Below are 25,075 nucleotides of genomic sequence, written 5' to 3' on the forward strand. Positions count from 1 at the left end.
TCATTTGCCGAGCCTCAACTCGACTTCTGTCCCCTGGCCGGGCACCGACACCAGCTCCGCCGTGCCGCCGAGGTCGCGCAGCCGCCCCCGGATGGACTGGGCGACGCCGAGCCGTCCCTCGGCCTCTGCGTCGGCGAGCCGGCCCTCGGGGATGCCGGGCCCGTCGTCGCGGACGCTGACCAGGACCGCGTCGGGCGCGTCCTCCAGCAGGATCCAGGCGTGCGCCCGCTCCCCCGCGTGCTTGCGCACATTCTCCAGGGCGGCACCCACCGCGGCGGCGAGTTCGGCGGCCGCGCGCGCGGGCAGCAGGACGGGCGTGCCGGGGGCGGCGACGGTGACACGGGTACCGCTGTACGGGGTGAGCAGGGCCCGCAGGTCGCGGGGCGCGTCCGGGTCCGGCTCGTGCTCCGGGTCCGGCTCGTGCCCCGGGTCCGCCTCGTCCGGTCCCCCCTCGCGCGGAGCGGGGACCGCGGACAGCACCGCGCCGCCGCCGCTGATCAGGGCGCGCAGGGCGGCCTCCTGCTCACCGGCCATGATGCCGAGCGCCTCGGCCTGGCCGCCGATCTCGGTGCCGCGCCGCTGCACCATCGCGAGCACCTGGAGGACGTTGTCGTGGATGTCGCGGGCCAGCCGCTCCCGCTCCCGGGTGGCGGCCTCGATCTGCAGGGCGCGGGCGAGGGTGCGCTCACTGGCGCGGGCGACCTCGACGACGTAGCCGATCGCGATGCTGGCGATGGCCACCAGCAGCACGTTGTGCACGGTGTCGCGGGCCGGGGCGCCGCGTTCGACCAGGTTGGCGCCGCCGACCAGGCAGGAGGCGGCCGCCGCCCATCGCCAGCCGCCCTTGATGGCGAAGGCGAGGACCGAGCCCGCGGTCCATATCGAGGGCAGGGTGGGCCCGCCCTCGACGATGCGCTGGTGCGTCTCGACGACCGGGGTGAGCAGGATGCCGGTGAGGGCGATGCCGAGGTCCACGAAGAGGAAGCCCCGGGTGCACCGCTGCGGCGAGCTGACCATGCCGAGCGTGGCCAGCGTCCACACCACGAGCACCGCCATGAACGCGATGCCCGGCACCGGCCGGGCGTGGCCGTCGTAGCCGACGGCGAAGAGCGCGACGGCATAGCCGGCGGTGAGCAGCCGGTAGCCCGTCAGGGCGCGCCACAGCGGCTGCTCGACCGACATGCGGACGACACGCCCTTTCAGGCGCCCGGCCGTCCCCGCCGCCGGGCGCGCGACCGTGCCGCGGGCCGTGTCCCTGGCCATGGGCCTCCCCCGTTCCCCCGGGCCGGGGCTATGCCCCGGGTTCTGCCTGCTGCTTCTTCGCCGCCTCGGCGATCTGGCGCTTGGCGGCGGAGGCGTAGACGTCCACGTACTCCTGGCCGGAGAGCTTCATGATCTCGTACATCACCTCGTCGGTGACCGAGCGCAGGATGAAACGGTCCTGCTCCATGCCCTGGTAGCGGCTGAAGTCCAGCGGCTTGCCGATCCTGATGCCGGGACGCATCAGCTTGGGCATGACCTGGCCCGGCGGCTGGATCTTCTCGGTGTCGATCATGGCGACCGGGATCACCGGGGCGCCCGTGGCGAGCGCGATCCGGGCCAGACCGCCGGGCTTGCCGCGGTAGAGCCGTCCGTCGGGCGACCGGGTGCCCTCGGGGTAGATGCCGAAGAGCTCGCCGGACTCGATGACCTTTATCCCGCTGCGGATGGCCGCCTCGCCGGCGCCGCGCGCGCCCGAGCGGTCCACCGGAAGCTGGCCGACGCCCTTGAAGAAGGCCGCGGTGAGCTTGCCCTTGACGCCCGGCGTGGTGAAGTACTCGGCCTTGGCGATGAAGGTGACCTTGCGGTCGAGCACGGCCGGCAGGAAGAAGGAGTCGGAGAAGGACAGATGGTTGCTCGCCAGTATCGCGGGTCCCCGCTTGGGGATGTTCTCCATGCCCTCCACCCACGGCCGGAAGGCGGCGCGCAGGGGGTGGCCGATCGCGATCTTCATCACGCCGTACAACAACCGATGACCTCCTGTGTCTGACGGGAAGACCTTAACGCCAGATCGGGCAGGGCTCTCCCCCGGTGTGAGCCGTCCGCGTACTGTGAGGTATCGCTTTCCGCGCATTCCACCGAACAGGAGACCACGGTGCCGCTCATGCCCGGGGCCGAGCCCTATCGCCACGACGGCGGCGACACCGGCGTCCTGCTGTGCCACGGCTTCACCGGCACTCCGCAGTCCATGCGCCCGTGGGGCGAGCACCTGGCCGGGCGCGGTCTGAGCGTGTCGGCGCCGCTGCTGCCCGGACACGGCACACGCTGGCAGGACCTGCAGGTCACCGGGTGGCAGGACTGGTACGCCGAGGTCGACCGGGAATTCCGCGCCCTGTCCGGACGCTGTGAACGCGTGTTTGTCTTCGGAATGTCCATGGGCGGTGCGCTGACGCTGCGCCTCGCCGCACAGCACGGCGCGGCGGTCAGCGGTATCGCCCTCGTGAACCCCTCGGTCAAGGCCGACAGCCATCAACTCAAGGCCGTACCGGTGCTGAGGCACATCGTGCCCTCGGTGCCCGGCATCGCCAGCGACATCGCGAAGGAGGGCTCCACGGAGGTGGGATACGACCGCACCCCGCTGCACGCGGTGCACTCCCTCAGCCGCTTGTGGACCCTCGTACGGCGCGACCTGCCCCAGGTGACCCAGCCGCTGCTGCTCCTGCGCAGCCGGGTCGACCACGTCGTCCACCCGTCCAACTCGGCGCTCGTGCTCAGCCGCGTGTCGTCGACGGACGTGACGGAGACCGTGCTGGAACGCAGCTACCACGTCGCCACCCTCGACCACGACGCAGAGACGATCTTCGAGCAGTCCTGGGAGTTCGTGCGCCGGCTGACCGGCGCAGGGCCGGCCGCGGGCGACGACGAGAGCAACGAGAAGGAGGACGCCGCCCGTGGCTGAGCCCGAGGACGACCGCCGTCCGCTGCCCGAGGGCGGCGAGCCCGAGCCCAAGCCGGTCGACGAGGCCGCCGCCTGGGCCGAGATCGTGGCGGGGTACGACGCCGATCCGGAGCCCGGCACGGCGTCCTGGCCGGAGGCCGAGGACGTCGCCGAGGGTTCCGGCAAGCCCGGCCCCGCCGTGGTGCCGACGACGCCCGAGACCACCTCCATCGTCATCCACCCCGTGCTCTCCGGTCCCCGCGACTACGAACTCGACGAGGACGAGGACGAGGGCCACTTCGTGCCGCCGGAGCCGCCGCCGCTGCCGAACGCCGACGTCACCACCAAGTTCGCCTGGCTGGCGGCGCTGGGCGGTCCGCTGCTGATCTTCGCGTTCGTCCTCTTCCAGGAGGAGATGCCGTGGTGGGCCATCACCGTCGGCATCGGCGGCTTCCTGGGCGGCTTCGCCACCCTGGTCACGCGGATGCGGCCGGGCGGCGACGAGGACGACGACCTGCCGGGCGGCGGCGCGGTCGTCTGAGCGCGGTCAACGCACCGACGGCACCCTGAGGGCGGCCAGGACCGGAAGATGGTCCGTGGCCGCCCTCAGGTCGCTTCGGGTGACGCCGCGCAGCGCCTCGGGGACACCGCAGCCGAGGACCTGGATGCCGGAGGTGGCGAAGACGGCGTCGATGCGCTGGTGCGGGTCGCGGGGCGTGGAGGTGTACTCGCCGCCCCAGGGCCGGACCGCCCAGCCGTCCTGGAGCTGACCGGCGAGCCGGCGGAAAGTGCGGCCGTCCGGGCGGTCGTTGAGGTCGCCGCCGGCCACCGCGTGGGGCTCGCCCATCGCGGCGAGGCGGTCCAGCAGCATCCCGCCCTGCGCGTAGCGCTCCTGCGCCCGCAACGACAGATGGCAGCTCAGCACGGACAGCCGGGCGCCGCCGACCCGGACCACGGCGGTCGCGAAGCCGCGCTGGTGCAGGCCCGGGGTGCGCGGCAGCAGGACGTCCTCGGTGCGCTCCACGTGGACCCGCAGCGAGGACAGCACCAGCGGGCCCGCGGCGGTCGCCCCGCCGGTGACCGTCACCATCCCCGAGTCCCGGGCGAGCCGGGCGACCGCCTTGCGCCAGCGGAAGAAGCGGGGGGCCTCCTGGATCAGCGCGATGTCGGGCGCGCAGGCCCGGATGACCCGGCCGAGAGCGGCCTCGTCGTCCCTCATCGACCGGACGTTCCAGCTCAGGACGCGGACGACGGCGGAGCCGTCCGGCTCCGTACGGGACGCCGGCAGATCCGGCCGCGGAACCTCGCTCACGCCGTCACCCTACTCGCCCGGCACGACGGTGCCCCCGCACTCCGCGGAAGCGGGGTACGGGGGCACCGGTGCGCAACAGGCAGCCAGTTGCGCTACTCGGCCCGGACCAGCACGATGCCGGGTGCGCAGGCGCGGATGACCCGGCCCAGGGCGGCCTCGCCGTCCCTCACCGACCGGACGTCCCAGCTCAACCGTCCGACTCGCCCGGCACGACGGTGCCCCCGCACTCCGCGGAAGCGGGGTACCGGGGCACCGGTGCGCAACGGGCGGGCAGTTGCGCGGCTCAGCCCGGACCAGCGCGATGCCGGACGCGCGGGCACCGGCGACCGGCCGGGGGCCGCCTTGTCGTCCCCCATCGGGCGGACCTTCCGGCCCAGGACGCGAACGACAGCGGCGCCCCCGCACTCCGCGGAAGCCGGGTACCGGGGCACCGGTGCGCAACGGGCGGCCAGTTGCGCCGCACAGCCCGGACCAGCACGATGCCAGGCGCGCGGGCACCGGCGACCGGCCGGGGGCGGCCTCGTCGTCCCTCATCGAGCGGACCTTCCGGCCAAGGACGCGAACGACGGCGGCGCCCCCGCACTCCGCGGAAACGGGGTACGGGGGCACCGGTGCGCAACGGGCGGGCAGTTGCGTGGATCAGCCCTGGCGGGCCAGGTCGGCGGCGCCGACGAGACCGGCTTTGCCGCCCAGTTGGGCGGCGAGGACCTGGGCGTGCGGCCGCAGCTGACCACCCACCAGCCAGCGGCGGAAGGACTTGCGGATCGGGTCGAGGACGAGTTCGCCCTCGTCCGAGACACCGCCGCCGACGATGAAGGCGGAGGGGTCGAAGAGCGACGCGAGGTCGGCGAGTCCGGCGCCGGCCCAGCGGGCGAGTTCACGGAAGGAGTCCACCGCCACGCTGTCGCCGCCGCGCGCGGCCTGGCTGATGTGCTGGCCCTGGATGCCCTCGGGGGTGCCGTCGCCCAGCGAGAGCAGCAGCGCCGCGTTCTCGGGCTGGGCCACGGCGCGCTGCTTGGCGTAGCGCACCAGGGCACGGCCGGAGGCGTACTGCTCCCAGCAGCCCTGGCTGCCGCAGCCGCACAGCAGTCCGTCCGGGACCATGCGGATGTGGCCGAACTCGCCTGCCACGCCGAAGCGGCCGCGGCGCAGCTTGTTGCCGATGATGATGCCGCCACCGAGTCCGGTGCCGAGCGTGATGCAGATGACGTCGTCGTGGCCCTGGCCGGCGCCGAAGCGGTACTCGCCCCAGGCGGCGGCGTTGGCGTCGTTCTCGACCACGACGGGAAGTCCGACGCGCTGCTCGACCTTGTCCTTCAGCGGCTCGTGCCGCCAGCGGATGTTGGGCGCGAAGAGCACGGTGGCCCGCTTGTCGTCGACGTAGCCGGCGGCGCCGATGCCCACGGCCTCGACCGTGTGGCTCGTGCTGACGTCGTGAACGGCTGCGGCGATGGCGTCGACCACGCCTTCGGAGGTCGACGGAGTAGGCACCTTGACGATTTCGAGAATCGAGCCTTCCTCGTCGACCACGCCGGCCGCGATCTTCGTGCCGCCGATGTCGACGCCGATGGTGAGTCCCATGTGTCCCTCAGTATTCGGTCGATCCCCGCTGCGTCCAACCGTACCGGAGGGGCAGGTGCGCCCCGTTCCGCCCTTTGTTCAGTTCGTGTTCAGTCCAGGTCAATGCGTTCGCTGGACGGGCCGGAGTCGCCGGAGGTCCAGCGCCGCTCGTGGCCACCGACGGCGGCCCGGTAGGCGGCCATCAGTTCGGCGCCGGCGGCGGCGAGGTGGTCGAAGACCTCGGGGTTGCGTTCGACGACGGGCTCGACCGCCTGCCTCACCTGGGCGATGATCCCCTGCGCGGCCATCTCGGCGGCGGGGCTGCGCAGCAGGGAGATCCGCTCAGCCACGGCCTCGGCGAGGCGTCGCAGCTCCTCCGCCGCGCTGCCCGGCTCCTGTCCGGACTGCTGCCGGCGGCGGGCCTTCTCCGCCGCGATGTCCTCCGCGCTCGCCTTGGCCCAGGCGTCGTGATCGGCCGCGGGGCGGTCGGTACGGTCCGTGGATTCGCTCATGGTGGGCTCCGTGGGACGCTCCGGCTTTTGACTACGACGTTACCCGAATGAAGCCGGTGCGTTCAGGGGGCCATCGCCGTCATCGGGGCCAGAGCGCCGGATCGGGAACGAACCGGACCTGCAGCGCGCCGTCGCGCAGGGCGGCCCCCTCCACGGTGCAGCGGCGCAGCGCGGAGGGCAGCGGCAGGATGCGCCGGTGGCCCTCGGCGTCCACCACGAGTTCATCGCCGCGGCGGACGAGGTCCACGGTGTCCCGCAGCGCGCCGGGCAGCGGCAGCCGCCACAGGAAGTGGCCCTCGGCGGCGAGCCGGTCCTCGGTGGTCCAGGGCGGCGTGGCGGGGCCCTCGGCGGCCGGGGCGGGCGGCTCGGCCCCGAGCCGCGCCAGGTCTCCGGTCCCGCGCGGTTCGCGTCCCAGGTGCGGCAGTTCGTGCAGGGCGGTGCCCGTGTCCGCGATCTCGGCGCGCAGGGCGCGCAGTTCCTTGCGCTGCACGCCCGACAGCTCGGCGAGCCACGGGTCGGGCGAGTGCGCGGGCAGCAGCCGGTTGGCCACGACGGCCTCCAGCCGGTGCCCGTGCAGGGCCAGTCCGGCCCGGGCGTGGCGCACCGCCTCGGCGGCGTGCGCGCCGGGCTCGACGACCAGCCGTACGGTCGTCGCCGCGTCCTCCACCACGGCCTGGGCGGCGGCCAGTTCGCGATCGGCGCGGGCGGCGGCCTCGTACGCCCAGGGGCCCGGCGCGGGGACGCCGGCCAGCTGGGCGAGGACCGGGCGCAGGGCGCGGGCGGCCTGGCGCTGTTCGGGCAGCAGCCGGGCGAGGTAGCGGCGCAGTTGCTCCGGCAGGGCGAGCGCGGCGAGCGCCGCGCGCACCGGCGGGAGGTCGGCGACGACCAGGTCCCAGCCGTCCGCCGTGTCGCGCAGGGCGCGGAGCAGGGCGAGCGGTTCCGCGCCGGGGAGTTCGGTGAGCTCCTCGGGGTCCAGCGGCGCGGCGCCGAGCAGGTCGAGCAGTGCGCCGACCCGGCCCTGGAGCTCCATGGCGTCGGCCCGGAAGGAGGCGGCGGGGTCGATCCGGCCGGCCCACAGCCCCGGCACGGCGGGGACGGGCAGGGGGACAGGACCGGTGGCAGTGTCCGTGCCGAGAACGCGTTCCAGTGCCCCGCCGCGGTCCGCGGACAGGAGCAGGACGCGGCGTCCGGGGGCGGCGGCGGTCACGGCCGTGGCGGCCGCGACGGTGGTGCGGCCCGCGCCGCCGGCACCGGTGACCAGGACCGTGCGCACGTCAGTCCTGGGACTCGACGCGCTTCTTCAGGCCGGCGAGGGCACGGTCGATGATGACCTTCTCGGCCTTGCGCTTGATCATGCCGAGCATGGGGATCTTGACGTCGACGGTCAGCTGGTAGGTGACCTCGGTGCGCTTGCCGTCCTCGACCGGGACGAGGAGGTAGGCGCCGTCCAGCGTGCGGAGCATCTGGGACTTGACCAGCGTCCAGCGCACCTCGCTGGTGCCGACCCAGGTGTAGGCGAGGGTGTGGTCGTCCTTGATCGCGCCGGCGTCGAGGAGGAGGCGGACCTGCTCGGCGCGGCCCTCGGGGTCGGCGGCGAGGATCTCGGCCTCCTTCACCTCCCCGGTCCACTCCGGGTAGCGGGCGAAGTCGGAGATGACGCCCATGACATCGGCCGGGGCCGCGTCGATCGTGATGCTGGACCTCGTGTGTTCCGCCATCGCCGTGGCCCCTCCGGGACGTCGCGTCATGTACCTGCTGTCGTGTGCCTGCCGCTGAAGGCTACCGCCTGGTCGGGCGCCCGCAGACCTCCGGGGCCTTCACCATTGCAGTGCCCACGGCGTTCTCGTCGAGTTGAAGTGACCGACGTTCACGCATTCGGTCGTGCCGATGCGCATCCGGGCCACCAGCGGCTGGTGGACGTGGCCGAAGAGGGCGTACCTGGGCCGGGTGCTGCGGATCGCGTCCAGCAGGGCCTCGCTGCCGCGCTCGAAGCGGCGGGCGACCGTGTCGTAGCAGAGCTCGGGCACGGCGGGCGGGATGTGGGAGCAGAGCACGTCGACCTCGCCGAGGGCGGCCACCTTGGCGGCGTAGGTCTCGTCGTCGATCTCGTACGGGGTGCGGTAGGCGGTGCGCAGGCCACCGCCGACGAACCCGAAGACCAGGCCGCCGATCTCGGCGGTGGCGCCGTCGAGCACGGTCGTGCCCGGCCCGGCGTACTCGGGCCACAGCGCGGGGATGTCGACGTTCCCGTACGTGGCGTACGTCGGCGTGGGGAAGGCGGCGAACAGTTCGGCGTACTGGCGGCGCACGGCGGCCTCGATGGCGGTGCGCCGGTCGGTGCCCAGGCCGCCCCACAGCTCCCGGTCCAGGGCCCGGGCCTCGTCCCAGCGCAGGGCGGTGCGCAGGGCGACCATGCGGGAGGCGTTCGCCGCGCCGAACAGGTCGGGGAAGATGCCGCGCGAATGGTCCGCGTAGTCCATGAACAGGACGAGGTCGCCGAGGCAGACGAGGGCGTCGGCCCCGTCCCCGGCCCGGGCGAGCGCCTCGGCGGCGCCGTGGACATCACTGACGACGTGGACACGCATGACGATCACTCTAGGCCGCCGGGCCGCGCCCGCGGGCGGTGCCGGCGGGGCCCTTGTTACCTGCGGGTCGTCGGGTGTCTCGACTAGGCTTTCCACCAGTGGATACGCGCTGCGCCGCAGCGGACCACCGGAGTGTGACCACGATGTGACACACAAAACATCTACACGGCACCCTCTACCGCTGAAGCTTTACCGGTGGGTAACGTCCGGGCAGTCCGCACCACTGCTCACCCCCCGCAGTGGCCGCAGCCAGCACCGCCGCCGGCGCCGATGAGGAGCAGCAGTCTTGCGCGAGTTCAGCCTTCCGGCACTCTACGAGGTCCCCGCGGACGGCAATCTGACGGATCTCATCCGCCGCAACGCCGCTCAGCACCCGGACGTCGCCGTCATCGCCCGCAAGACCCCCGCCGGTGACTGGGCGGACGTCACGGCCACCGCGTTCCTCGCCGAGGTGCGCGCGGCCGCCAAGGGCCTGATCGCCTCGGGCGTGCACCCCGGCGACCGGGTCGCCCTGATCTCCCGCACCCGCTACGAGTGGACGCTGTTCGACTTCGCCGTCTGGAGCGCGGGCGCCGTCACCGTTCCGGTCTACGAGACCTCCTCGGCCGAGCAGGTCGAGTGGATCCTGTCCGACTCCGGCGCGGTCGCCACGATCGTGGAGACCGAGGCGCACGAGAAGTCGGTGGAGTCCGTCCGGGAGCGCCTGCCGCAGCTGAAGCACGTGTGGCGCATCGAGGGCGGTGCCGTGGAGACGCTGACCGCCGCCGGCACCGACATCGCCGAGGCGACGGTCGACGAGCGCGGCGCGTACGCCAAGGCCGACTCGCCCGCGACCATCGTCTACACCTCGGGCACCACCGGCCGCCCCAAGGGGTGCGTGCTGAGCCACCGCGCGTTCTTCGCCGAGTGCGGCAACGTGGTGGAGCGGCTGAAGCCGCTGTTCCGGACCGGCGACTCCTCGGTGCTGCTCTTCCTGCCGCTGGCGCACGTCTTCGGCCGGCTGGTCGAGGTGGCCAGTGTGATGGCGCCGATCAAGCTCGGGCACGTCAGCGACATCAAGAACCTCACCGGCGAGCTGTCCTCGTTCCGGCCGACGATGCTGCTGGGCGTGCCGCGAGTCTTCGAGAAGGTGTACAACTCCGCCCGCGCGCAGGCGCAGGCGGGCGGCAAGGGCAAGATCTTCGACAAGGCGTCCGACGTCGCGATCGAGTTCAGCCGCGCCCTGGACTCGGCGAACGGGCCCTCACTGGGCCTGCGCTTCAAGCACAAGGTCTTCGACCGGCTCGTCTACAGCAAGCTGCGCGCCGTGCTCGGCGGCCGCGCCGAGTACTCCATCTCCGGCGGCGCGCCGCTCGGCGAGCGGCTCGGCCACTTCTACCGGGGCATCGGCTTCACCGTCCTGGAGGGCTACGGCCTGACCGAGTCCTGCGCGGCCACGGCCTTCAACCCCTGGGACCGTACGAAGATCGGCACCGTCGGCCAGCCGCTGCCGGGCTCCACCGTCCGCATCGCCGACGACGGCGAGGTGCTGCTCCACGGCGAGCACCTGTTCAGCGGCTACTGGAACAACGAGGCGGCGACGGCGGAGGCCGTCACCGACGGCTGGTTCCACAGCGGCGACATCGGCGCGCTGGACGAGGACGGCTACATCACCATCACCGGCCGCAAGAAGGAGATCATCGTCACCGCGGGCGGCAAGAACGTCGCCCCGGCGGTGATCGAGGACCGCATCCGCGCCCACGCGCTGGTCGCGGAGTGCATGGTGGTCGGCGACGGCAAGCCGTTCATCGGCGCGCTGGTGACCCTGGACGAGGAGTTCCTGCCCCGCTGGGCCGAGCAGCACGGCAAGGCCGGCCGCACGGCAGCGGCGCTGCGGGAGGACCCGGATCTGCTGGCCGAGGTGCAGTCGGCGGTCGACGACGGCAACGCCGCGGTGTCCAAGGCGGAGGCGGTGAAGAAGTTCCGCGTCCTGGCGACCCAGTTCACCGAGGAGTCCGGGCACGTGACGCCGTCGCTGAAGCTGAAGCGCAACGTGGTGCTGCGGGAGTTCGCGGACGAGATCGCCGCGATCTACACCACCTGAGCACCGGCGGTCCCTGACGACCGTCGGCGGTGGCCGCCGTACGCCTCGCGCGGACGGCGGCCACCGGTATGTCCGGGGGCGGACCGGCCGCGGGGCCCGCCGGCCCCGCTAGAGAAGCGCCTTGAGCCGGTCGGCCAGCAGGTCCCAGCGCCAGGCGTCCTCGACCCACTTGCGTCCGCGCTCGCCCATCCGCTGCCGCAGTTCCGCGTCGCCGAGCAGGGCCAGGATGCGGTCGGCGGCGTCCTCCGGCACGCCCCCGCGCACCACCCAGCCAGTCTCGCCGTCCAGCACCGCGTCCGGCGCTCCGCCGGAGTCGCCGGCCACCACGGGCAGCCCGGTCGCGGACGCCTCCAGGTAGACGATGCCGAGCCCCTCCACGTCCAGCCCGCCGCGCCGGGTGCGGCAGGGCATGGCGAAGACGTCGCCCGCCCCGAAGTGCGCGGGCAGTTCCTCCCAGGGCACCGCCCCGGTGAAGACGACCGAGTCGGTCACCCCGGTCTCCGCCGCGAGCCGCTTCAGCTCGTTCGCGTACGGGCCGCCGCCGACGACCAGCAGCACGGTGTCCGGCTGCACGGCCAGGATGCGCGGCAGCGCGAGGATCAGGGTGTCCTGGCCCTTGCGCGGCACGAGGCGGGACACGCACACCACCACCGGCCGGTCCGCCAGTCCGAGCCGGGCGCGGACGGCGCCGCCGCCCGAGGCGGGGTGGAAGGTCTTCTCGTCGACCCCCGGGGGCAGCTGCACCATGCGCGCCGCGGCCCGCGGGCTCAGCACGGGTGCGATCCGCGACCGGGTGTATTCACCCAGATAGGTGATCGTGTCGGTGCCCTCGCCGATCCGGCGCAGCAGCCGGCGGCTGCCGGGCAGCTGTGCCCACCCCGCCTCGTGGCCGTGCGTCGTCGCCACGATCCGCCGTGCACCGGCCTTCCGCAGCGCGGGGGCCATCAGGCCCAGCGGCGCCGCCGCGCCGAACCACACCGACGTAGCGCCGTGCTCCCGCAGCAGCTCCACGGCCCGTCCGGTCACGCGCGGGGTCGGCAGCAGCATCGACGTACGATCCCGGACGACGGGGAAGGGCTGCTCGGCGTCAAAGCGGGCGACCTCGGAGCCGTCGCGCCACGTCGAGGCGTACACCACCACCTGCCCGGGGTCCAGGCGCAGCGCCATGCTGTGCACGAAGGCCTGGATGCCGCCGGGGCGGGGCGGGAAGTCGTTCGTGACGATCAAGGTCTTGTCCATACGGCGCCGAGCGTAGCGCTTGCGGGCCCCGGCAACCGACCGAGGCCGCCGATGCGTCCTTGAGGACCGGGGCCCGTCCACAGGCGCGACCGGCATCGTGCATCATCACACCAGAGGCGATACGACGAGGTGGACATGGCAGGCAGTAATGGCGGGAGGTCCCCGGTGGGACCGGCCCTCGCCTGGGTGATCACGCGGATCGCGTTGCTGCTGTGCGTGTTCAAGGTGTTCAGCGTGTCGCCGATCGACGTCACCTCCGACGTCTCGTCGATCTACCACGGCTGGTACGAGGTCCTGCGGTCCGGCACCTTCCCGCTGCACGACGTCACCTGGCAGTACCCGCCGGCCGCCGCGCTGGCCGTGCTCTCCCCCGGGCTGCTGCCCTTCCTCGACTACACCACCGCCTTCTTCTGGCTGGCCTCCGTGGCCGACGTGATCACCTTCGCCCTGCTGCTGCACGGCTCGCGCGGCGAGGGGCGCCGGCAGGCGGGCGTCTGGGTGTGGGTGGTGGGCGTGCCGCTGCTGGGACCGACCGCCTACGCCCGGTACGACGTGATGGTCACCGCCGTCGCCGTGGCCGCGCTGCTGGCGACCGTACGGCGGCCCAGGGTCGCCGGCGCGCTCATCGCCTTCGGGGCGATGCTCAAGGTCTGGCCCGTGCTGCTGCTGACCGGGGTGCGGGACCGCCGGGTGTGGACGGCCGCGGTGGCCGGCGCCGGCGTCCTCGCGCTGGGCTTCTGGCTCTGGATGCCGGGAGCCTTCGCCTTCCTGCAGTTCCAGGGCGAGCGCGGCACCGAGGTCGAGTCGCTGGGCTCCCTGGTCTTCCACTTCGCCCGGCACCACGGCTGGCAGGGCCAAGTGCTGCTCAACTACGGCTCCGTGGAGTTCCTCGGCCCGTACGTCGCCCTGGTCAGCGACATCGCGCTCACCCTCACGGTGACGGCCTTCGCGTGGCTGCTCCTGTGGCGGCTGCGGGCCCGCACCCTCGACGCGGCCACGCCCTTCGACGCGGCCTTCACCGCGGTCCTGCTGTTCACGACGACCAGCCGGGTCATCAGCCCGCAGTACATGATCTGGCTAATCGGCATGGCGGCCGTCTGCCTCACGCTGCGCGCGAGCGTCATGGCGGTGCCGGCGGTGCTGGTGATCGTGGCGACCGGCGTGACCCTCTACGAGTTCCCGATCCGCTTCGGCGACGTCGTCAGCAGCACCCCCCTCGGCATCACCCTCCTCGTGATTCGCAACGGCCTGCTGGTCGCCGCCTGCGTCGTCGCCTGCCGCCGCCTGTGGACCGCCACGGCCCGCGACCCCGGCCCCTTCCCCACGGCTCCCCCGGGCCCTCCGTCCCCGAAGGCCGAACCCGAGCCCGACGAAGGCCGCGAACTCCTCACCTGGTGACGGCGCCCGGGCGCACGGGCCCGCGGCCGGCGGGCGCACGGCGGATCGGGCCGGACGCCCCAGGCGCCACCGGCCGCCGTCCCCGGACCCCACGGCCCACCTGGTGACCGCGCCCTGCTCGACAGCCAGGCGCGCCGCCGGACGCCGGGTGCGGAACCCCACGGCCGCTTCCCGGCGAAATCCGGTAACCCCGCCTGGCCCGGCGCGGATCAGGCGGGTCCGCACAGCACAGGTACACAGCAGGCAGTGGATCGGGCCGGACACGATCGCGCCCGCCAGGCTCCGCCGCACGCCCTCTGCCGACCGCCACAGCCCCTTCCCCATCACCCAAGGACGAGTCCGAGCCCGACGAAGGCCGCGAACTCCTCACCTGGTGACCGTGCCCGGGCGGACGGGCCGCGTCGCAGGGCGGATCGAGCCAGGCGCGCCGCCGGACGCCGGACGCCGCGTAGGGAACCCCACGGCCCCTTCCCGGGGAAAGCCGGTAACCCCGCCTGGGCCCGGCACCGATCAAGCGGGCACGTCGGCCCACAACAGGTGCGCAGCACGCAGTGGATCGGGTCGGACACGATCGCGCCCGCCAGACGCGGCCGAACGCCACGGCCCGCGGCCCCATCCCCCTCCCCCAACGACGAGTCCGAGCCTGACGAAGGCCGCGAACTCCCCACCTGGTGACCGCGCCCACGCGGACGGGCCCGCGGCCGGCGGGCGCGCGGCGGGTCGGGCCGGACGCCGTGGGCGGAATCCCGCGCCCGGGGCGGCGCAGTTCAGACGGGCGGGAGCACGAACGCGCGGGCGGCTGCGATGCGCTGGACGGGCGTGGGGTGGGTCCCGAAGAGCAGGTGCAGGGCGCGCGGCGGGTCGGGGTCGGAGACGTTGGCGACCGTCAGGCGGCGCTGCATGGCGATGAACTCGGCCGGATCGCCGGTGAGTTCGAGGGCGTGCCGGTCCGCGCGGCGTTCGGCGCGGCGGCTGACGGCGCAGCCGAGCGGGCCGGCCAGGGCGGAGCCGACGGCCGCCGCCGCGGCGAGCAGGAAGAGGCCGCGGGGGTCGTCGGCGGCGTACGGGGAGGCCGCGGCGAGGAAGGCGGCCAGGACGCAGACGCCCGCGGCGGCGCCGAGCGCGCCGAGGAGGGTGCCGCGCAGGACGTCGCGGTGCTTGACGTGGCCGAGTTCGTGGGCGACGACGAGTTCCACCTCGCCGGCCGGTGCGGTCGCCACCAGGGTGTCGTAGGCGACGATGCGCCGGGTCCTGCCGAAGCCGGAGACGTAGGCGTTGAGGGCGGTCGTGCGCCGCGAGGCGTCCGCGACCAGGACGTCGCGCACCGGGACGCCGTCGCGTGCGGCCAGCGCCAGCAGGGCGTCCCGCAGCGGCCCGGCGTCCATGGGCCGGAAGCGGTTGAAGAGCGGTTCGAGGACGACGGGGGCGAGCCAGGACAGCGCCACCGCGGCGCAGGCCGCGCCGAGGGCGGCCCAGGCCCAGCCGAGCCCGTAGAAGCCGTACAGCGCGGCGAGGGCGAGCGGCACGGAGACCAGCAGGCCGCGCAGGACGTCGGCCGCCCAGCCGCCCCAGCCCTGGGTCACCAGGCCGTAGCGGCGGCGGACGACCCGTACCCGGGCGGAGAAGGGCAGCGCTACGGCCTGCCGGAGCAGGACGAGGAGCAGGCCGCCGGCCAGGACGCGCAGCCCCCAGGCGTCGCCCAACACGCCGGTCAGCGCGGCCCCCGCGGGGGTCAGGCCGAGGACGAGCAGCAAGGCGAGGCCGGTGAGACGGCCGCCGAGCAGGGGTGGCAGCTGGGCCCGGCGCAGGGCCCTGCCGCGTTCGGTCTCGGCGGGGCTGAAGTCCTCGGTCATCCCAACTCCCGCTCGACGTAGGCGCGCCAGCGCGCGGTGAGCTCGTCGGTGCCGATCCCCAGCACACGGCGTGTGTCCGCACCGGCACGGTACAGGGCGACGAGCCGGGCGTCGCCCCATTCCTCCGCGATGAACCGGCAGGCCAGCCACGCGCCCTCGTAGGCCTGCGCGAGGCCGGCGGCCCGGGTGCCGAAGGCGGCGTCGGAGGGCAGCGTCCGGGGCACGCGGCCCGCGGCGACGTCGCGGGCGAGTTCGGGGGCGACGGCCGGGGCGGAGCGGCCGGTGCCGCGGTAGGCGACCCAGTCGGCGAAGCCCTCGGAGAGCCAGAGGGGGGTGCCGGGGGCGGTGGCGGAGCGGGTCGCCACATGGGTGGCCTCGTGGGTGAGCACGACGCGGCGCCCGAAGGCGGACAACTGCCCGAAGGCCTCGGGGTTGACGATGACGCGTCCGCCGGGGGCGTCCGAGGCGGGGCCTCCGGCCTCGCCCGTGGTGACGGCGGCGATGTCCCGGTAGGCGTCGGCGGGGGCGCCGAGCAGGTCGCCCATGGTCCGCAGCGACGCGGGGACCTCCACGACGATCCTGCCGCTCCAGCCGCGCGTGCCCCAGGCCCGCAGCACGGCGGGGACCGCCCGGTCGGCGTCGGCGGCGTAGGTCTTCAGCGAGGCGGTGCCGGTGGTGCCGAGGACGAGGCTGTGCGTGCCCCGCACCACCCGCACCGGTCCCTGCTCCCACAACTGGTCGCCGTCCGCGCCTTCGGCGGCGACGCGCCACCGCCCGTCGCCGTCTCGTGCGAGCCGCACCGACTCCTGCGCGGCGACGGGCGCGCTGTCGTAGCCCTTGAGGCGGTAGTCGAGTTCGACGCGGGCGGCGGGCCGGTCGCCGCCGTCCACCGAGACGACCCGGTACGACCAGGAGGCGAGCGGTACGTCCGCCAGATTCCGGAAGACCTGCCGTTCGGTGGCGCGGCGGGCGGGCACGGCCCCGGCGAGGTACGCCTGCTCGTCGCGGTGCAGCAGGGCCGCCGCACGCCCGTCCAGCAGCCGTTGCACGGCCTCCCGGTCCGGGCGGTCGCCGAGGGCCCCGGTGGGCCCGCAGCCGGCCAGTACCGCCGCGCAGCACAGCGCGGCGGCGGCAGGACGGACGAGGGGACGGGGGATGCGGGCCACGCCGCCGATCGTACGTTCCCCCGGTCACGGGCAACCGGCCACGGGGACCCCGTCACGCGGACCCCGTCACGCGGACCCCGTCACGCGGGCCGGGTCACCGCCGCGACCGGCATCATGCCGATCGGGTCGTAGCGCACCCGCGCCCCGGGGTAGGGGGCGTGCACGACCTGGCCGCCCCCGACGTACATGCCGACATGGCTGGCGTCGCCCCGGTAGACGACGAGGTCGCCGGGGCGTGCCTGGCTGAGCGGCACCTGCCGGCCGGCGTGCAGCTGCGCCTGGGAGGTGCGCGGCAGTCCGACACCGGCCTGCCGGTACGCCCAGACCATCAGCCCGGAGCAGTCGAAGGCGCCGGGGCCGGTGCTGCCCCAGGCGTACGGGGCGCCGACAACGGAGCGCACGGCCGACACGGCGGCGGCGGCGCGCGCGGAGGACGCCGCGAGGTCCGGGATGTCGATCAGCCGTCCGGAGCGCGAGGCGCGCTGCTCCAGGCGGGAGGCGAGCCGTGCCCGTTCCTCGTCGCTGAGGGAGTTGACCAGGCGCGCGGCGGCCATCAGCTTGCGCTGCACCGTCTTCTTGCGGGCGTTGAGCGTGGTGCGGGCCCGCTCCAGCTCCACGAGCCGGCCGGCGGCCTGCGTACGCTCCTGGTCCAGCACCCGCTGGGCGTCGCGCAGTTCGCCGAGCCGGGCGTTGCCGCGGCTGCTGATCCGGTCGAGGGTGGCGGCCCGGTCGAGGTAGGTGCCGGGGTCCGGGGAGAGCAGCAGGGCGAGCGTGGGGTCCACTCCCCCGCTGCGGTACTGGGCGCCGGCGAGCATGCCGAGGTCGTTGCGGAGCCCGTTGACCCGCTCCTGGCCGCGTGCGGCGCGGTCCTGGAGGACCTCCACCTGGCCGCGCAGCTGCTCCGAGCGCTCCTTGGCCGCGTTGAACTGCTCGGTCGCCCGCTCGGCCTGCTCGTAGAGGTGGTCGATGCGGGTGGCCACGTCGGTCGCGTTGTCCGCGGGCCGGGCCTGCGCGCTGGGCGCGGAGGCGGCACCGGCCACCGCGGCGGCGGTGGCGGCAGCGGCGGTCAGGACCGTGACCCGTGCGGTACGGGGGCCCTGGCCCGGCTGCGGAATACGTCGATGGGAAGGCACGTCGACCGACAGTAGTCAGCCGTGTGCGCGGAGTTCAAAGACCCGGACGCGCACGGAGGCCGGATGATGGCCTGCTTGCGCAGGTCACCGCCCGGCCGTCACCGTACGAGATCACCCGATAGGTTCAACCGGCCACGAAGTGGCCGGGGACGAGGATCAGATGCGCACGCCGAACTGGAACGGCATGTTGTTGATCGACTCGTAGCGGACGACCGTGCCGGTGCGCGGCGCGTGCAGGACCATGCCGTTGCCCGCGTAGAGGGCCACGTGGTGCTGGTCGCCGTAGAAGATCACCAGGTCGCCGGGCATCAGCTGGCTCATCGACAGGCGCTGGCCGGCGTTGGCCTGGGCCTGGGAGGTCCGGGGTATGGAGACACCGGCCTGGGCGTAGGCCCAGGAGGTGAGGCCGGAGCAGTCGAAGGAGCTCGGGCCGGTGGCGCCGTAGACGTACGGCGCACCCCGCTTGCCCGTGGCGGCCGCGAGGGCGGCGGCGGCGCGACCCGAGGCCGGGGTGTCGTTGCCCAGGTTGACGCGCTCGTTGCTGCGGCTGGAACGCGCGTCCTCGGCGGCGAGCGCGGCGCGCTGGGCAGCGGTCAGCGAGTTGAGCAGCTTCTGCGTCTCCGCGAGCTTGCCCTGGACTTCCTTCTTCTTCTTCCGCAGCTCGGTGCGGGTCTGGTCGAGCTCGGAGAGCTTGCTCGCCGCCTCGGCCTTCTGCTGGTTGAGCGTGCGCTTCTTCTCCGCGATCTGGCGGAGCGCCTCGGCCTGCTTGGTGCTCACCTGGTCGAGGGTGGACGCCTTGTCGAGGTAGCTGTCCGGGTCCGCGGAGAGGAAGAGCTGCAGCGTCGGGTCGATGCCGCCGCTGCGGTACTGGGCGCTGGCGAGGGTGCCGAGATCGTCCTGGAGGTCGTTGAGGTCGCCCTGCTGGCGGGCCACCTCGTCCTGGATGACCTCGACCTGCTTCTGCAGCTGGTCCTGCTTCTCCGTCGCGCCGTTGAGCTTCTCGGTCGCCTGCTCGGTCTGCTCGTAGAGAGCGTCGACCTTGGCCTTGACGGTCTTGACGGACTGCTTGGCGGGCGCAGCCTGGGCGGCCTGGGCCGAGAGGGCCACGGCTGCGGCGGCGGTCGCGGTGAGCACAGTGACACGTGCGCGACTGGTCTGCTTGGGACGACGGTGGGACGCCACTCGGGCGAGCTCCTTCTTCCTCCAGCCGCCTGCCGCGTGCATCGGGAACCGCGGTTCCCCGGCCCCGAGTGTCGGCGTCCCCCGTCGTACGCACGCCACTTCGGATCGGCGGGACCTCCGCTGCCACCCTGATTGGGTGATCGACTGCGCAGAGGTTCGAGGCCTGACCCTAGTGACCATCTTGTGATCGGATCAAATCTCTGAAGGAAAAAAGTCATTCACTCGCGTTTTCTTTACACACATCACACGCGCAGTGATGGCGAGTTGACGCAGAGCTCCGAAAAACCGCCCCACACGCCCCACGATGTGCTCCAGGTCACACCCGGGCAAGTCGCTTGAGCAACAAGGTGGATGCGACCGGGCGGGCGCCGGCGCGGGCCACCCCGTCCGCGACCTCACGATCGGACGAAACCACCACAATCGGACGACCGGGAGGTTCCGCCCGAACCAGACGCCGGATCAACTCGTCGGCCGTCTCACCGGCCTTGCTGAACAGCACCCGCACCCCGCGCGGCGGGGCGAGCAGCACCGGGGCGTCCAGGTCCGCGCCGTCGAAGACGCAGGTGACCTCCGCGCCGCTCTGCGCCGCCAGCACCGCCAGACCGCCCAGCAGCCGCAGCCGCTGCTTCTCCAACGGCAGGGCGGGATAACCGGTCTTCGTCACGTTGTAGCCGTCGATGACCAGATGGGCCTGCGGCAGCGCGAGCAACTGGTCCAGCAGCGCGGGGTCGTCCTCCGACAGGGCGCGGCGCGCGATGTCCTTCGGGCTGATCGCCCCCGGCGCCACCGCGTCCACCGTGTCGGCCGGACGCACACCCAGGGTGTCGCGCGGCGGCAGCGCCAACTCGCGGCGCAGTCCGGACGCGGCGTCCAGCACGGTGTCGAGCAGCAGCCGCAGCCGCATCTCCTCCACGGTGCGCCCCTCGCGCGCCGCGCGGCGGCCGGCCTCGACCGCCGACTCCGCCTCGGCCAGCCGGGCCCGCAGCCGGCGCGCCTCGCCGTCCGCGGCCGCCTTGTCCGCCGCCGCGGCCGAACGCGTCTCGTCCAGCTCGGCCTCGACCTTGCGCAGCGCCGCCTCGGCACGCTTCACATCGCTGCCGGCGCTGCGGAGTTTGCGTTGCAGCGACTCCGTCTCCTTGCGGGCCGCGTCGAGGTCGGAGCGGGCCCGGACGGCCTCGGTACGGGCGTGCGCCCGCACCTCGTCGAGTTCGCTCTTCAGCTGCCGCAGTTCGCGCAGCACTTCCTCGCCGGCCCGCTCCGCGCTGGCGCGCTGCGCCTCCTCGCCCGCGGCGGCGACCAGCTTCGCCCAGCCCGCGGGCCGCAGCAGATAGGCGGCCGCGGCCACGTCGAGCGGGTCCACGGCCGGCGGTGGGGTGCCGGCGTCCAGCGCCTCGCACAGATCGGGCTCCGCCTCGCGCAGCCGCCCCGCGACCCGCTGACGGAACGCGGGATCGCTCTCCAGGGCACTGGCCATGGCGGTGGCCGCGAACTTGGCGCGGCGACTCGGGGTGAACCGGGCATACGGGCGCAGCACCGCGGGCAGCTCGCCCAGGGTCAGCCCGCCGAAGGCGTCGGCCGCCAGCGAGACCACGCGGTGGCGCACGCCCTCCGGCAGCGGCCGGTCGAGTGCCTCGGGCGCGGCCGAGCCGTCCGGGGCAGCCGGAGCCACGGGCCCGGCCGCCTCGTCGCCGTGGCCCGGGTTACCACCGGTCCGGTCCACCAGTCACTCCTGTCCAGTTCTTCGGCGCCTCCCCGGCCACCCTCGACCCCTCAGGTCGCGCCGCGCCCCTCCATTGTCCCCGGCGGCGGTCAGGCCTGCGCAGCCGCCGCGTCGGGACGGTCCACCAGCTCCACCCGGTCCACCGCGTTGCACCAGCGGCAGCGCACCGACTCGACGGTCTCGCTCAGCACCTCGCGCTCCTCCACCGAGGGTTCCCCGGCGAGGTCGAGATGCACGTACTCGACGACCCTGCTGGAGCGCGTCACGTCGAACCGGGTCAGGTTTCCGCAGAGAGTGCAGCGCCACCGGGTCGTGGCGGTCGGCAGGGGAACCGTCATCGGATCTGCTCCTAGGTCGCGCGTTTGCGTTCCGGTCACCCTACGGCCTCGGCGGGATCCGGCGCTGCGGCGAGGCGTCCTGTGCCGGTTGAACCCGGTCCGTCATGATCGATCCATGGTCATCCCGGTGTACGACGAGAACCCTGTCCGCCGCAGACCCTTGGTGACGTACGCCCTGATCGGGCTGTGCGTGGCGGTCTTCCTCATCGGCCCGGCCTCCGGGCTCAACCCCGTCTACGGCACCGGCCACGAGCTCGCGTGCGCGCAGGCCTCGTACTTCGCCCGGTGGGGTGTCATTCCCGCGGAACTCTGGCACGGGCGCGTCGCCCCCGCCTCGGTCGTGATGCCGACCGGCTGCCCCCCGCCGGGCGACATCGGGCGGTCGCCCTTCGTCTCGGTGCTCACGGCCCTGTTCGTGCACGGGAGTTGGGTGCACCTGCTGGGCAACATGCTGTTCTTCTACGTCTTCGGCGACAACGTCGAGAACCGCATGGGCCGGCTGCGCTACCTCGTCTTCTACGTGGTGTGCGGCTATCTGGCCACCTACGGCTGGGCCCTGGCGCACACCACCTCCACCCAGGCGCTGGTCGGCGCGTCCGGCGCCATCTCCGGCGTCCTCGGCGCGTACCTGTACCTCTATCCCCGGGCGCGGGTGACCAGCCTCTTCCCCTTCCTCTTCTTCCTGCCGCTGCGCTTCCCCGCGTGGATGGTGCTGGTCTTCTGGTTCGTGCTCCAGTCGCTGGCCGGGCAGGCCCAGCAGTCCGGGCCGGGCGTGGCGTACCTGGCGCACATCACCGGCTTCCTCTTCGGCTTCCTGTGCGCATGGGGCTGCTACCGGGCAAGGCCTAAGCTGGAGCCCGCCACCAGGGCGACCGAAGGAGACCTACAGCCGTGATCACCGCGATCGTGCTCATCAAGACCAGTGTCGACCGGATCCCCGAGATCGCGCAGTCCATCGCGGCGCTGGAGAGCGTCAGCGAGGTCTACTCCGTGACCGGCACGTACGACCTGGTCGCCATGGTCCGGGTGGCCCAGCACGACCAGCTCGCGGACGTCATCCCCGGCCGGATCAGCAAGATCCCCGGCGTCGAGGCCACCGACACGCACGTGGCCTTCCGCACGTACTCGCAGCACGACCTCGAAGCCGCCTTCGCCATCGGCCTCGACTCCTAGAACCCGCCCTCCGCGGGGACGCAGCGGCCGTTCTCGGTGCGGTAGCGCCACCGGGCGCCGTCGGTGACGAGGGCGGCGACCGCGGTGAGGAAGCGCTCGACGTGCTCGTCGGGGGTGCCCGCGCCGAAGGAGACACGGACGGCGTTCAGGGTGGTGTCGCCCCCGCAGTCGCCCGGTTCCGTGTGGTCGCCCAGCAGGGTGCGCACGAGGGGATGGGCGCAGAACAGCCCGTCGCGGACGCCGATGCCGTACTCGGCGGACAGCGCGGCGGCGAAGTGGGAGCTGTTCCAGCCGTCGACCACGAAGGACAGGACGCCCACCCGGGGGGCGTCCTCCCCGAACAGGGACAGCACCCGCACCTGCTCGATCCCCGCGAGCCCTTCGCGCACGCGGGCGACCAGCGCCTGCTCGCGCTCGACGAGGCCGTCGAAGCCCGCCTCGCGCAGGGCCCGGCATGCGGACGCGATGGCGTAGACGCCGATGACGTTGGGCGAACCGGCCTCGTGGCGGGCCTCGGTGGTGTGCCAGTCCACCTCCACGCCGCCGTCCGCGCGGCGGGCGACACGGCGGGAGGCACCGCCGCCCGCGAGGTACGGCTCGGCCTCGCGGAGCCAGTCGGCGCGGCCGGCCAGCACCCCGGAGCCGAAGGGCGCGTAGAGCTTGTGCCCGGAGAAGGCGACCCAGTCCACGTCGAGCTCGGCCACGTCGACGGGGTGGTGCGGCGCGAGCTGCGCCGCGTCGAGGACGATGCGCGCGCCGTGCGCGTGGGCCGCCGCCGCCAGCTCGCGCACCGGCCAGAGCTCACCGGTCACATTGGACGCACCGGTCACACAGACCAGCACCGGGCCCCCCGGCTCGCGCGCGGCCAGCGCGCGCTCCAGCAGGGCCACCGCGTCCGCGGGGGTCCGGGGCGCGCTCAGGTAGGTGACGTCACCGTCCCGCCAGGGCAGCAGGGAGGCGTGGTGCTCGGTCTCGAAAACGAAGACCCGGGTGCCGTCCGGCACGACGGCCGCCAGCAGATTGAGCGAGTCGGTGGTCGAGCGGGTGAAGACCACCTGGTCGTCGGCCCGGCAGCCGAGGAACGCGGCCACCTCGACGCGGCTTTGCTCGAACAGGTCCGTGGACAGCTGCGACAGGTACCCCGCGCCCCGGTGCACGCTGCCGTAGTAGGGCGCGTAGGCGGCCACGTCGTCCCAGACGCGCTGCAGCGCGGGCGCGCTCGCCGCGTAGTCGAGGGCGGCGTAGGCGACCTCGCCGCCGGTGACGAGCGGGACGAGGACGTCACGGCCCAGGACGGGCAGCGGGGTGGTGGCACGGACGGGCGCGGGCGCGGCAGGGTGCACGGGCATGGCGAAATCTCCTGTGGGCAGGGTAAAGCGACAGTGCGTCAGGGTTGACGGGAAAGCCCTCGGAACACCGGGCCGCCGCGCAGCGGGCACGCCCGGGGAGGGTGGAAAGGGGCCTTCGGCCCTAGCGCATTCGCTTGCTCACGGAAGAACTCCTCATGACCGCGCTTGCCGCAGACCTCGCTGCCTGCGGCCTGGTCATCACCCGGGGCACCCCGCCACGGAAGGAGGGTTGCCGGACAGCGGGCCGGGGCCGTGTCGCTGTCACTCGTGACCTGCGCAGCATCCTGCCACAGACCGGCGGCGCCGCAAGCCGCGGTCCGCATCCCGGACATCCCGCACCACTCGGCCCTGCGCCACGGCGGGAACACAAAAGGGCCGGGGCACCCGGCCCCGGCCCTTCCACGTGAACGCCCTACGCGTTGGTGGCCGCCGCCCACCGTTCCAGGGTCTTGGCGGCCGTGCCCGAGTCGATGGACTCCGCCGCCCGGGCCATTCCGGCGGCGATCCGGTCCACCAGCGGGCCTTCCGCGGGCTCCAGCGCCACCAGCGCGGCGGCGGAGTTCAGCAGGACGGCGTCCCGCACGGGCCCGGTCTCCCCCGCCAGCAGCCGGCGCGCCACATCGGCGTTGTAGGCCGCGTCGGCGCCGCGCAGCGCCTCGATCGGGACCAGCTCGATGCCGACGTCGCGCGGGTCGAACGGGATCTGTTCCACCGCCCCGTCGCGCACCATCCACACCTGGGAGGTGGACGTGACCGTCAGCTCGTCCAGTCCGTCGTCGCCGCGGAAGACCAGCGCGGAGGAGCCGCGCCGGGCCAGCACCCCCGCGATCAGACCGGCCATCCGGGTGTCGAAGCAGCCGACCGCCGAGGCCCCGACCCGGGCCGGATTGGTCAGCGGGCCGAGGATGTTGAAGGAGGTGGGGACCCCCAGGTCGCGCCGCGCCGAGGCGACGTAGCGCATCGCGGGGTGGAACTTGGCCGCGAAGCAGAAGGTGATGCCGGTCTCCTCGGCCACCTGGGCGACGCGCAGGGGCGACAGGTCCAGGTTGATGCCCAGCTTCTCCAGGACGTCGGAGGCCCCGCTGGCGCTGCTGGCCGCGCGGTTGCCGTGCTTGACGACCTTGGTCCCGGTCCCGGCGATGACGATGGCGGACATCGTCGAGATGTTGACGGTCCTGGCCCGGTCGCCGCCGGTGCCCACGATGTCCACGGCGGGACCGGGGATGTCCAGCGGCTGCGCGTGCGCGTACATCGCCTCGACGAGCCCGCTGACCTCGTCCACGGTCTCGCCCTTGGCCCGCAGGGCCACCATGAAGCCGGCGATCTGGGCGTCGGAGGCCCCGCCGCTCATGATGCGGTCCATCGCCCAGGCCGTCTCCGCGGTGCTCAGGTCCTGTCCCGCCAGCAGAGCTCCCAGGATCCCGGGCCAGGAGCGATCCGCCGCGGTGTCGCCTCCAGCGGGGTTCACAGCGCTCATGGTCCACACTCCGGGTGGTCTGACGTGCAATGGATACCTTCGGCCCCAGCCTATCGGCGCGGGGGAACGGGAAAGGGC

23 protein-coding genes and 1 riboswitch are annotated in these 25,075 nt (G+C 73.6%); of the genes, 6 read left to right on the forward strand and 17 right to left on the reverse strand.

The features are described from left to right. Together ABZ883_RS29530 and ABZ883_RS29535 are read right to left on the reverse strand one after the other, a co-directional pair. Positions 1–1,182, reverse strand: coding sequence for a DUF5931 domain-containing protein (locus tag ABZ883_RS29530; protein WP_360911612.1), 1,182 nt, complete (start codon positions 1,180–1,182; stop codon positions 1–3). 109 nt (positions 1,183–1,291) lie between these two features. Further along, positions 1,292–1,993, reverse strand: a complete 702-nt coding sequence (locus ABZ883_RS29535; protein WP_360911391.1) for a lysophospholipid acyltransferase family protein — start codon at positions 1,991–1,993, stop codon at positions 1,292–1,294. 141 nt (positions 1,994–2,134) lie between these two features. On the opposite strand from ABZ883_RS29535, the gene ABZ883_RS29540 reads away from it, so the two are divergent. Continuing rightward, entirely contained in the window at positions 2,135–2,938 is an 804-nt protein-coding gene (locus tag ABZ883_RS29540; protein WP_360911393.1) for an alpha/beta fold hydrolase, read from the forward strand. After that, positions 2,931–3,458 (forward strand): hypothetical protein, encoded by a 528-nt coding sequence (locus tag ABZ883_RS29545; RefSeq protein WP_360911395.1) that lies wholly within the window; start codon positions 2,931–2,933, stop codon positions 3,456–3,458. Before ABZ883_RS29540 ends, ABZ883_RS29545 begins: the two co-directional genes overlap by 8 nt. Positions 3,459–3,464: 6 nt before the next feature. Here the strand turns inward: ABZ883_RS29545 and ABZ883_RS29550 are convergent, their stop codons facing one another. The 6 genes from ABZ883_RS29550 to ABZ883_RS29575 form a co-directional block, all read right to left on the reverse strand. Then, on the reverse strand, positions 3,465–4,229 hold the full coding sequence (locus tag ABZ883_RS29550) for an endonuclease/exonuclease/phosphatase family protein (RefSeq protein WP_360911397.1): 765 nt from the start codon (positions 4,227–4,229) through the stop codon (positions 3,465–3,467). A gap of 639 nt (positions 4,230–4,868) precedes the next feature. Beyond that, the gene (locus tag ABZ883_RS29555; protein WP_360911399.1) at positions 4,869–5,810 is read right to left on the reverse strand and encodes an ROK family glucokinase; all 942 of its coding nucleotides are present in this window, start codon (positions 5,808–5,810) and stop codon (positions 4,869–4,871) included. A gap of 89 nt (positions 5,811–5,899) precedes the next feature. Further along, positions 5,900–6,301: a DUF5304 family protein gene (locus ABZ883_RS29560; protein WP_360911401.1), complete on the reverse strand. Its 402-nt coding sequence runs from the start codon at positions 6,299–6,301 to the stop codon at positions 5,900–5,902. A 79-nt stretch (positions 6,302–6,380) separates the two neighbouring features. Next, positions 6,381–7,574: an ArsA-related P-loop ATPase gene (locus ABZ883_RS29565; RefSeq protein ID WP_360911403.1), complete on the reverse strand. Its 1,194-nt coding sequence runs from the start codon at positions 7,572–7,574 to the stop codon at positions 6,381–6,383. 1 nt (position 7,575) lies between these two features. Further along, positions 7,576–8,019, reverse strand: a complete 444-nt coding sequence (locus tag ABZ883_RS29570) for an SRPBCC family protein (RefSeq protein ID WP_360911405.1) — start codon at positions 8,017–8,019, stop codon at positions 7,576–7,578. A 99-nt stretch (positions 8,020–8,118) separates the two neighbouring features. After that, on the reverse strand, positions 8,119–8,886 hold the full coding sequence (locus ABZ883_RS29575; protein ID WP_360911407.1) for a metallophosphoesterase: 768 nt from the start codon (positions 8,884–8,886) through the stop codon (positions 8,119–8,121). A gap of 286 nt (positions 8,887–9,172) precedes the next feature. On the opposite strand from ABZ883_RS29575, the gene ABZ883_RS29580 reads away from it, so the two are divergent. Then, a complete protein-coding gene (locus tag ABZ883_RS29580; RefSeq protein ID WP_360911409.1) occupies positions 9,173–10,969 on the forward strand; it encodes an AMP-dependent synthetase/ligase in 1,797 nt (598 codons plus the stop codon). 108 nt (positions 10,970–11,077) lie between these two features. Here ABZ883_RS29580 and ABZ883_RS29585 read toward each other — a convergent pair whose 3' ends face one another. After that, positions 11,078–12,208, reverse strand: a complete 1,131-nt coding sequence (locus ABZ883_RS29585) for a glycosyltransferase family 4 protein (RefSeq protein WP_360911410.1) — start codon at positions 12,206–12,208, stop codon at positions 11,078–11,080. Between the two features lie 135 nt (positions 12,209–12,343). Here ABZ883_RS29585 and ABZ883_RS29590 point away from each other — a divergent pair, with 135 nt between their 5' ends. Beyond that, a complete protein-coding gene (locus ABZ883_RS29590; protein WP_360911412.1) occupies positions 12,344–13,606 on the forward strand; it encodes a glycosyltransferase family 87 protein in 1,263 nt (420 codons plus the stop codon). Between the two features lie 767 nt (positions 13,607–14,373). Here ABZ883_RS29590 and ABZ883_RS29595 read toward each other — a convergent pair. From ABZ883_RS29595 to ABZ883_RS29620, 6 genes are all read right to left on the reverse strand, one after another. Beyond that, on the reverse strand, positions 14,374–15,459 hold the full coding sequence (locus ABZ883_RS29595; protein ID WP_360911414.1) for a M48 family metalloprotease: 1,086 nt from the start codon (positions 15,457–15,459) through the stop codon (positions 14,374–14,376). Then, complete coding sequence (locus tag ABZ883_RS29600; protein WP_360911416.1) at positions 15,456–16,625, reverse strand: hypothetical protein; 1,170 nt, start codon at positions 16,623–16,625, stop codon at positions 15,456–15,458. The genes ABZ883_RS29595 and ABZ883_RS29600 overlap by 4 nt, the downstream gene beginning before the upstream one ends. An 80-nt stretch (positions 16,626–16,705) precedes the next feature. After that, positions 16,706–17,758 carry an NlpC/P60 family protein gene (locus tag ABZ883_RS29605; protein WP_360911418.1) on the reverse strand — a complete coding sequence of 351 codons (1,053 nt, stop codon included), beginning with the start codon at positions 17,756–17,758 and terminating at the stop codon, positions 16,706–16,708. Between the two features lie 156 nt (positions 17,759–17,914). Next, entirely contained in the window at positions 17,915–18,940 is a 1,026-nt protein-coding gene (locus ABZ883_RS29610; protein ID WP_360911420.1) for an NlpC/P60 family protein, read from the reverse strand. Between the two features lie 316 nt (positions 18,941–19,256). Further along, entirely contained in the window at positions 19,257–20,609 is a 1,353-nt protein-coding gene (locus ABZ883_RS29615) for an NYN domain-containing protein (RefSeq protein ID WP_360911614.1), read from the reverse strand. Between the two features lie 140 nt (positions 20,610–20,749). Further along, the gene (locus tag ABZ883_RS29620) at positions 20,750–20,998 is read right to left on the reverse strand and encodes a hypothetical protein (protein WP_360911422.1); all 249 of its coding nucleotides are present in this window, start codon (positions 20,996–20,998) and stop codon (positions 20,750–20,752) included. 115 nt (positions 20,999–21,113) lie between these two features. On the opposite strand from ABZ883_RS29620, the gene ABZ883_RS29625 reads away from it, so the two are divergent. Further along, on the forward strand, positions 21,114–21,893 hold the full coding sequence (locus ABZ883_RS29625) for a rhomboid family intramembrane serine protease (RefSeq protein WP_360911424.1): 780 nt from the start codon (positions 21,114–21,116) through the stop codon (positions 21,891–21,893). Next, entirely contained in the window at positions 21,890–22,171 is a 282-nt protein-coding gene (locus ABZ883_RS29630; RefSeq protein ID WP_360911426.1) for an Lrp/AsnC ligand binding domain-containing protein, read from the forward strand. The genes ABZ883_RS29625 and ABZ883_RS29630 overlap by 4 nt, the downstream gene beginning before the upstream one ends. Here ABZ883_RS29630 and ABZ883_RS29635 read toward each other — a convergent pair. After that, positions 22,168–23,520, reverse strand: a complete 1,353-nt coding sequence (locus tag ABZ883_RS29635; RefSeq protein ID WP_360911428.1) for an aminotransferase class V-fold PLP-dependent enzyme — start codon at positions 23,518–23,520, stop codon at positions 22,168–22,170. The genes ABZ883_RS29630 and ABZ883_RS29635 overlap by 4 nt on opposite strands. A gap of 156 nt (positions 23,521–23,676) precedes the next feature. Further along, positions 23,677–23,793, reverse strand: a riboswitch (SAM riboswitch). Positions 23,794–23,932: 139 nt separating this feature from the next. Continuing rightward, positions 23,933–24,997, reverse strand: a complete 1,065-nt coding sequence (gene trpD / locus ABZ883_RS29640) for an anthranilate phosphoribosyltransferase (protein WP_360911430.1) — start codon at positions 24,995–24,997, stop codon at positions 23,933–23,935. Positions 24,998–25,075: the final 78 nt, after the last annotated feature.

Origin of the sequence: Streptomyces sp. NPDC046977, assembly GCF_040644455.1 — a bacterium.
Classification (GTDB): Bacteria; Actinomycetota; Actinomycetes; order Streptomycetales; family Streptomycetaceae; genus Actinacidiphila.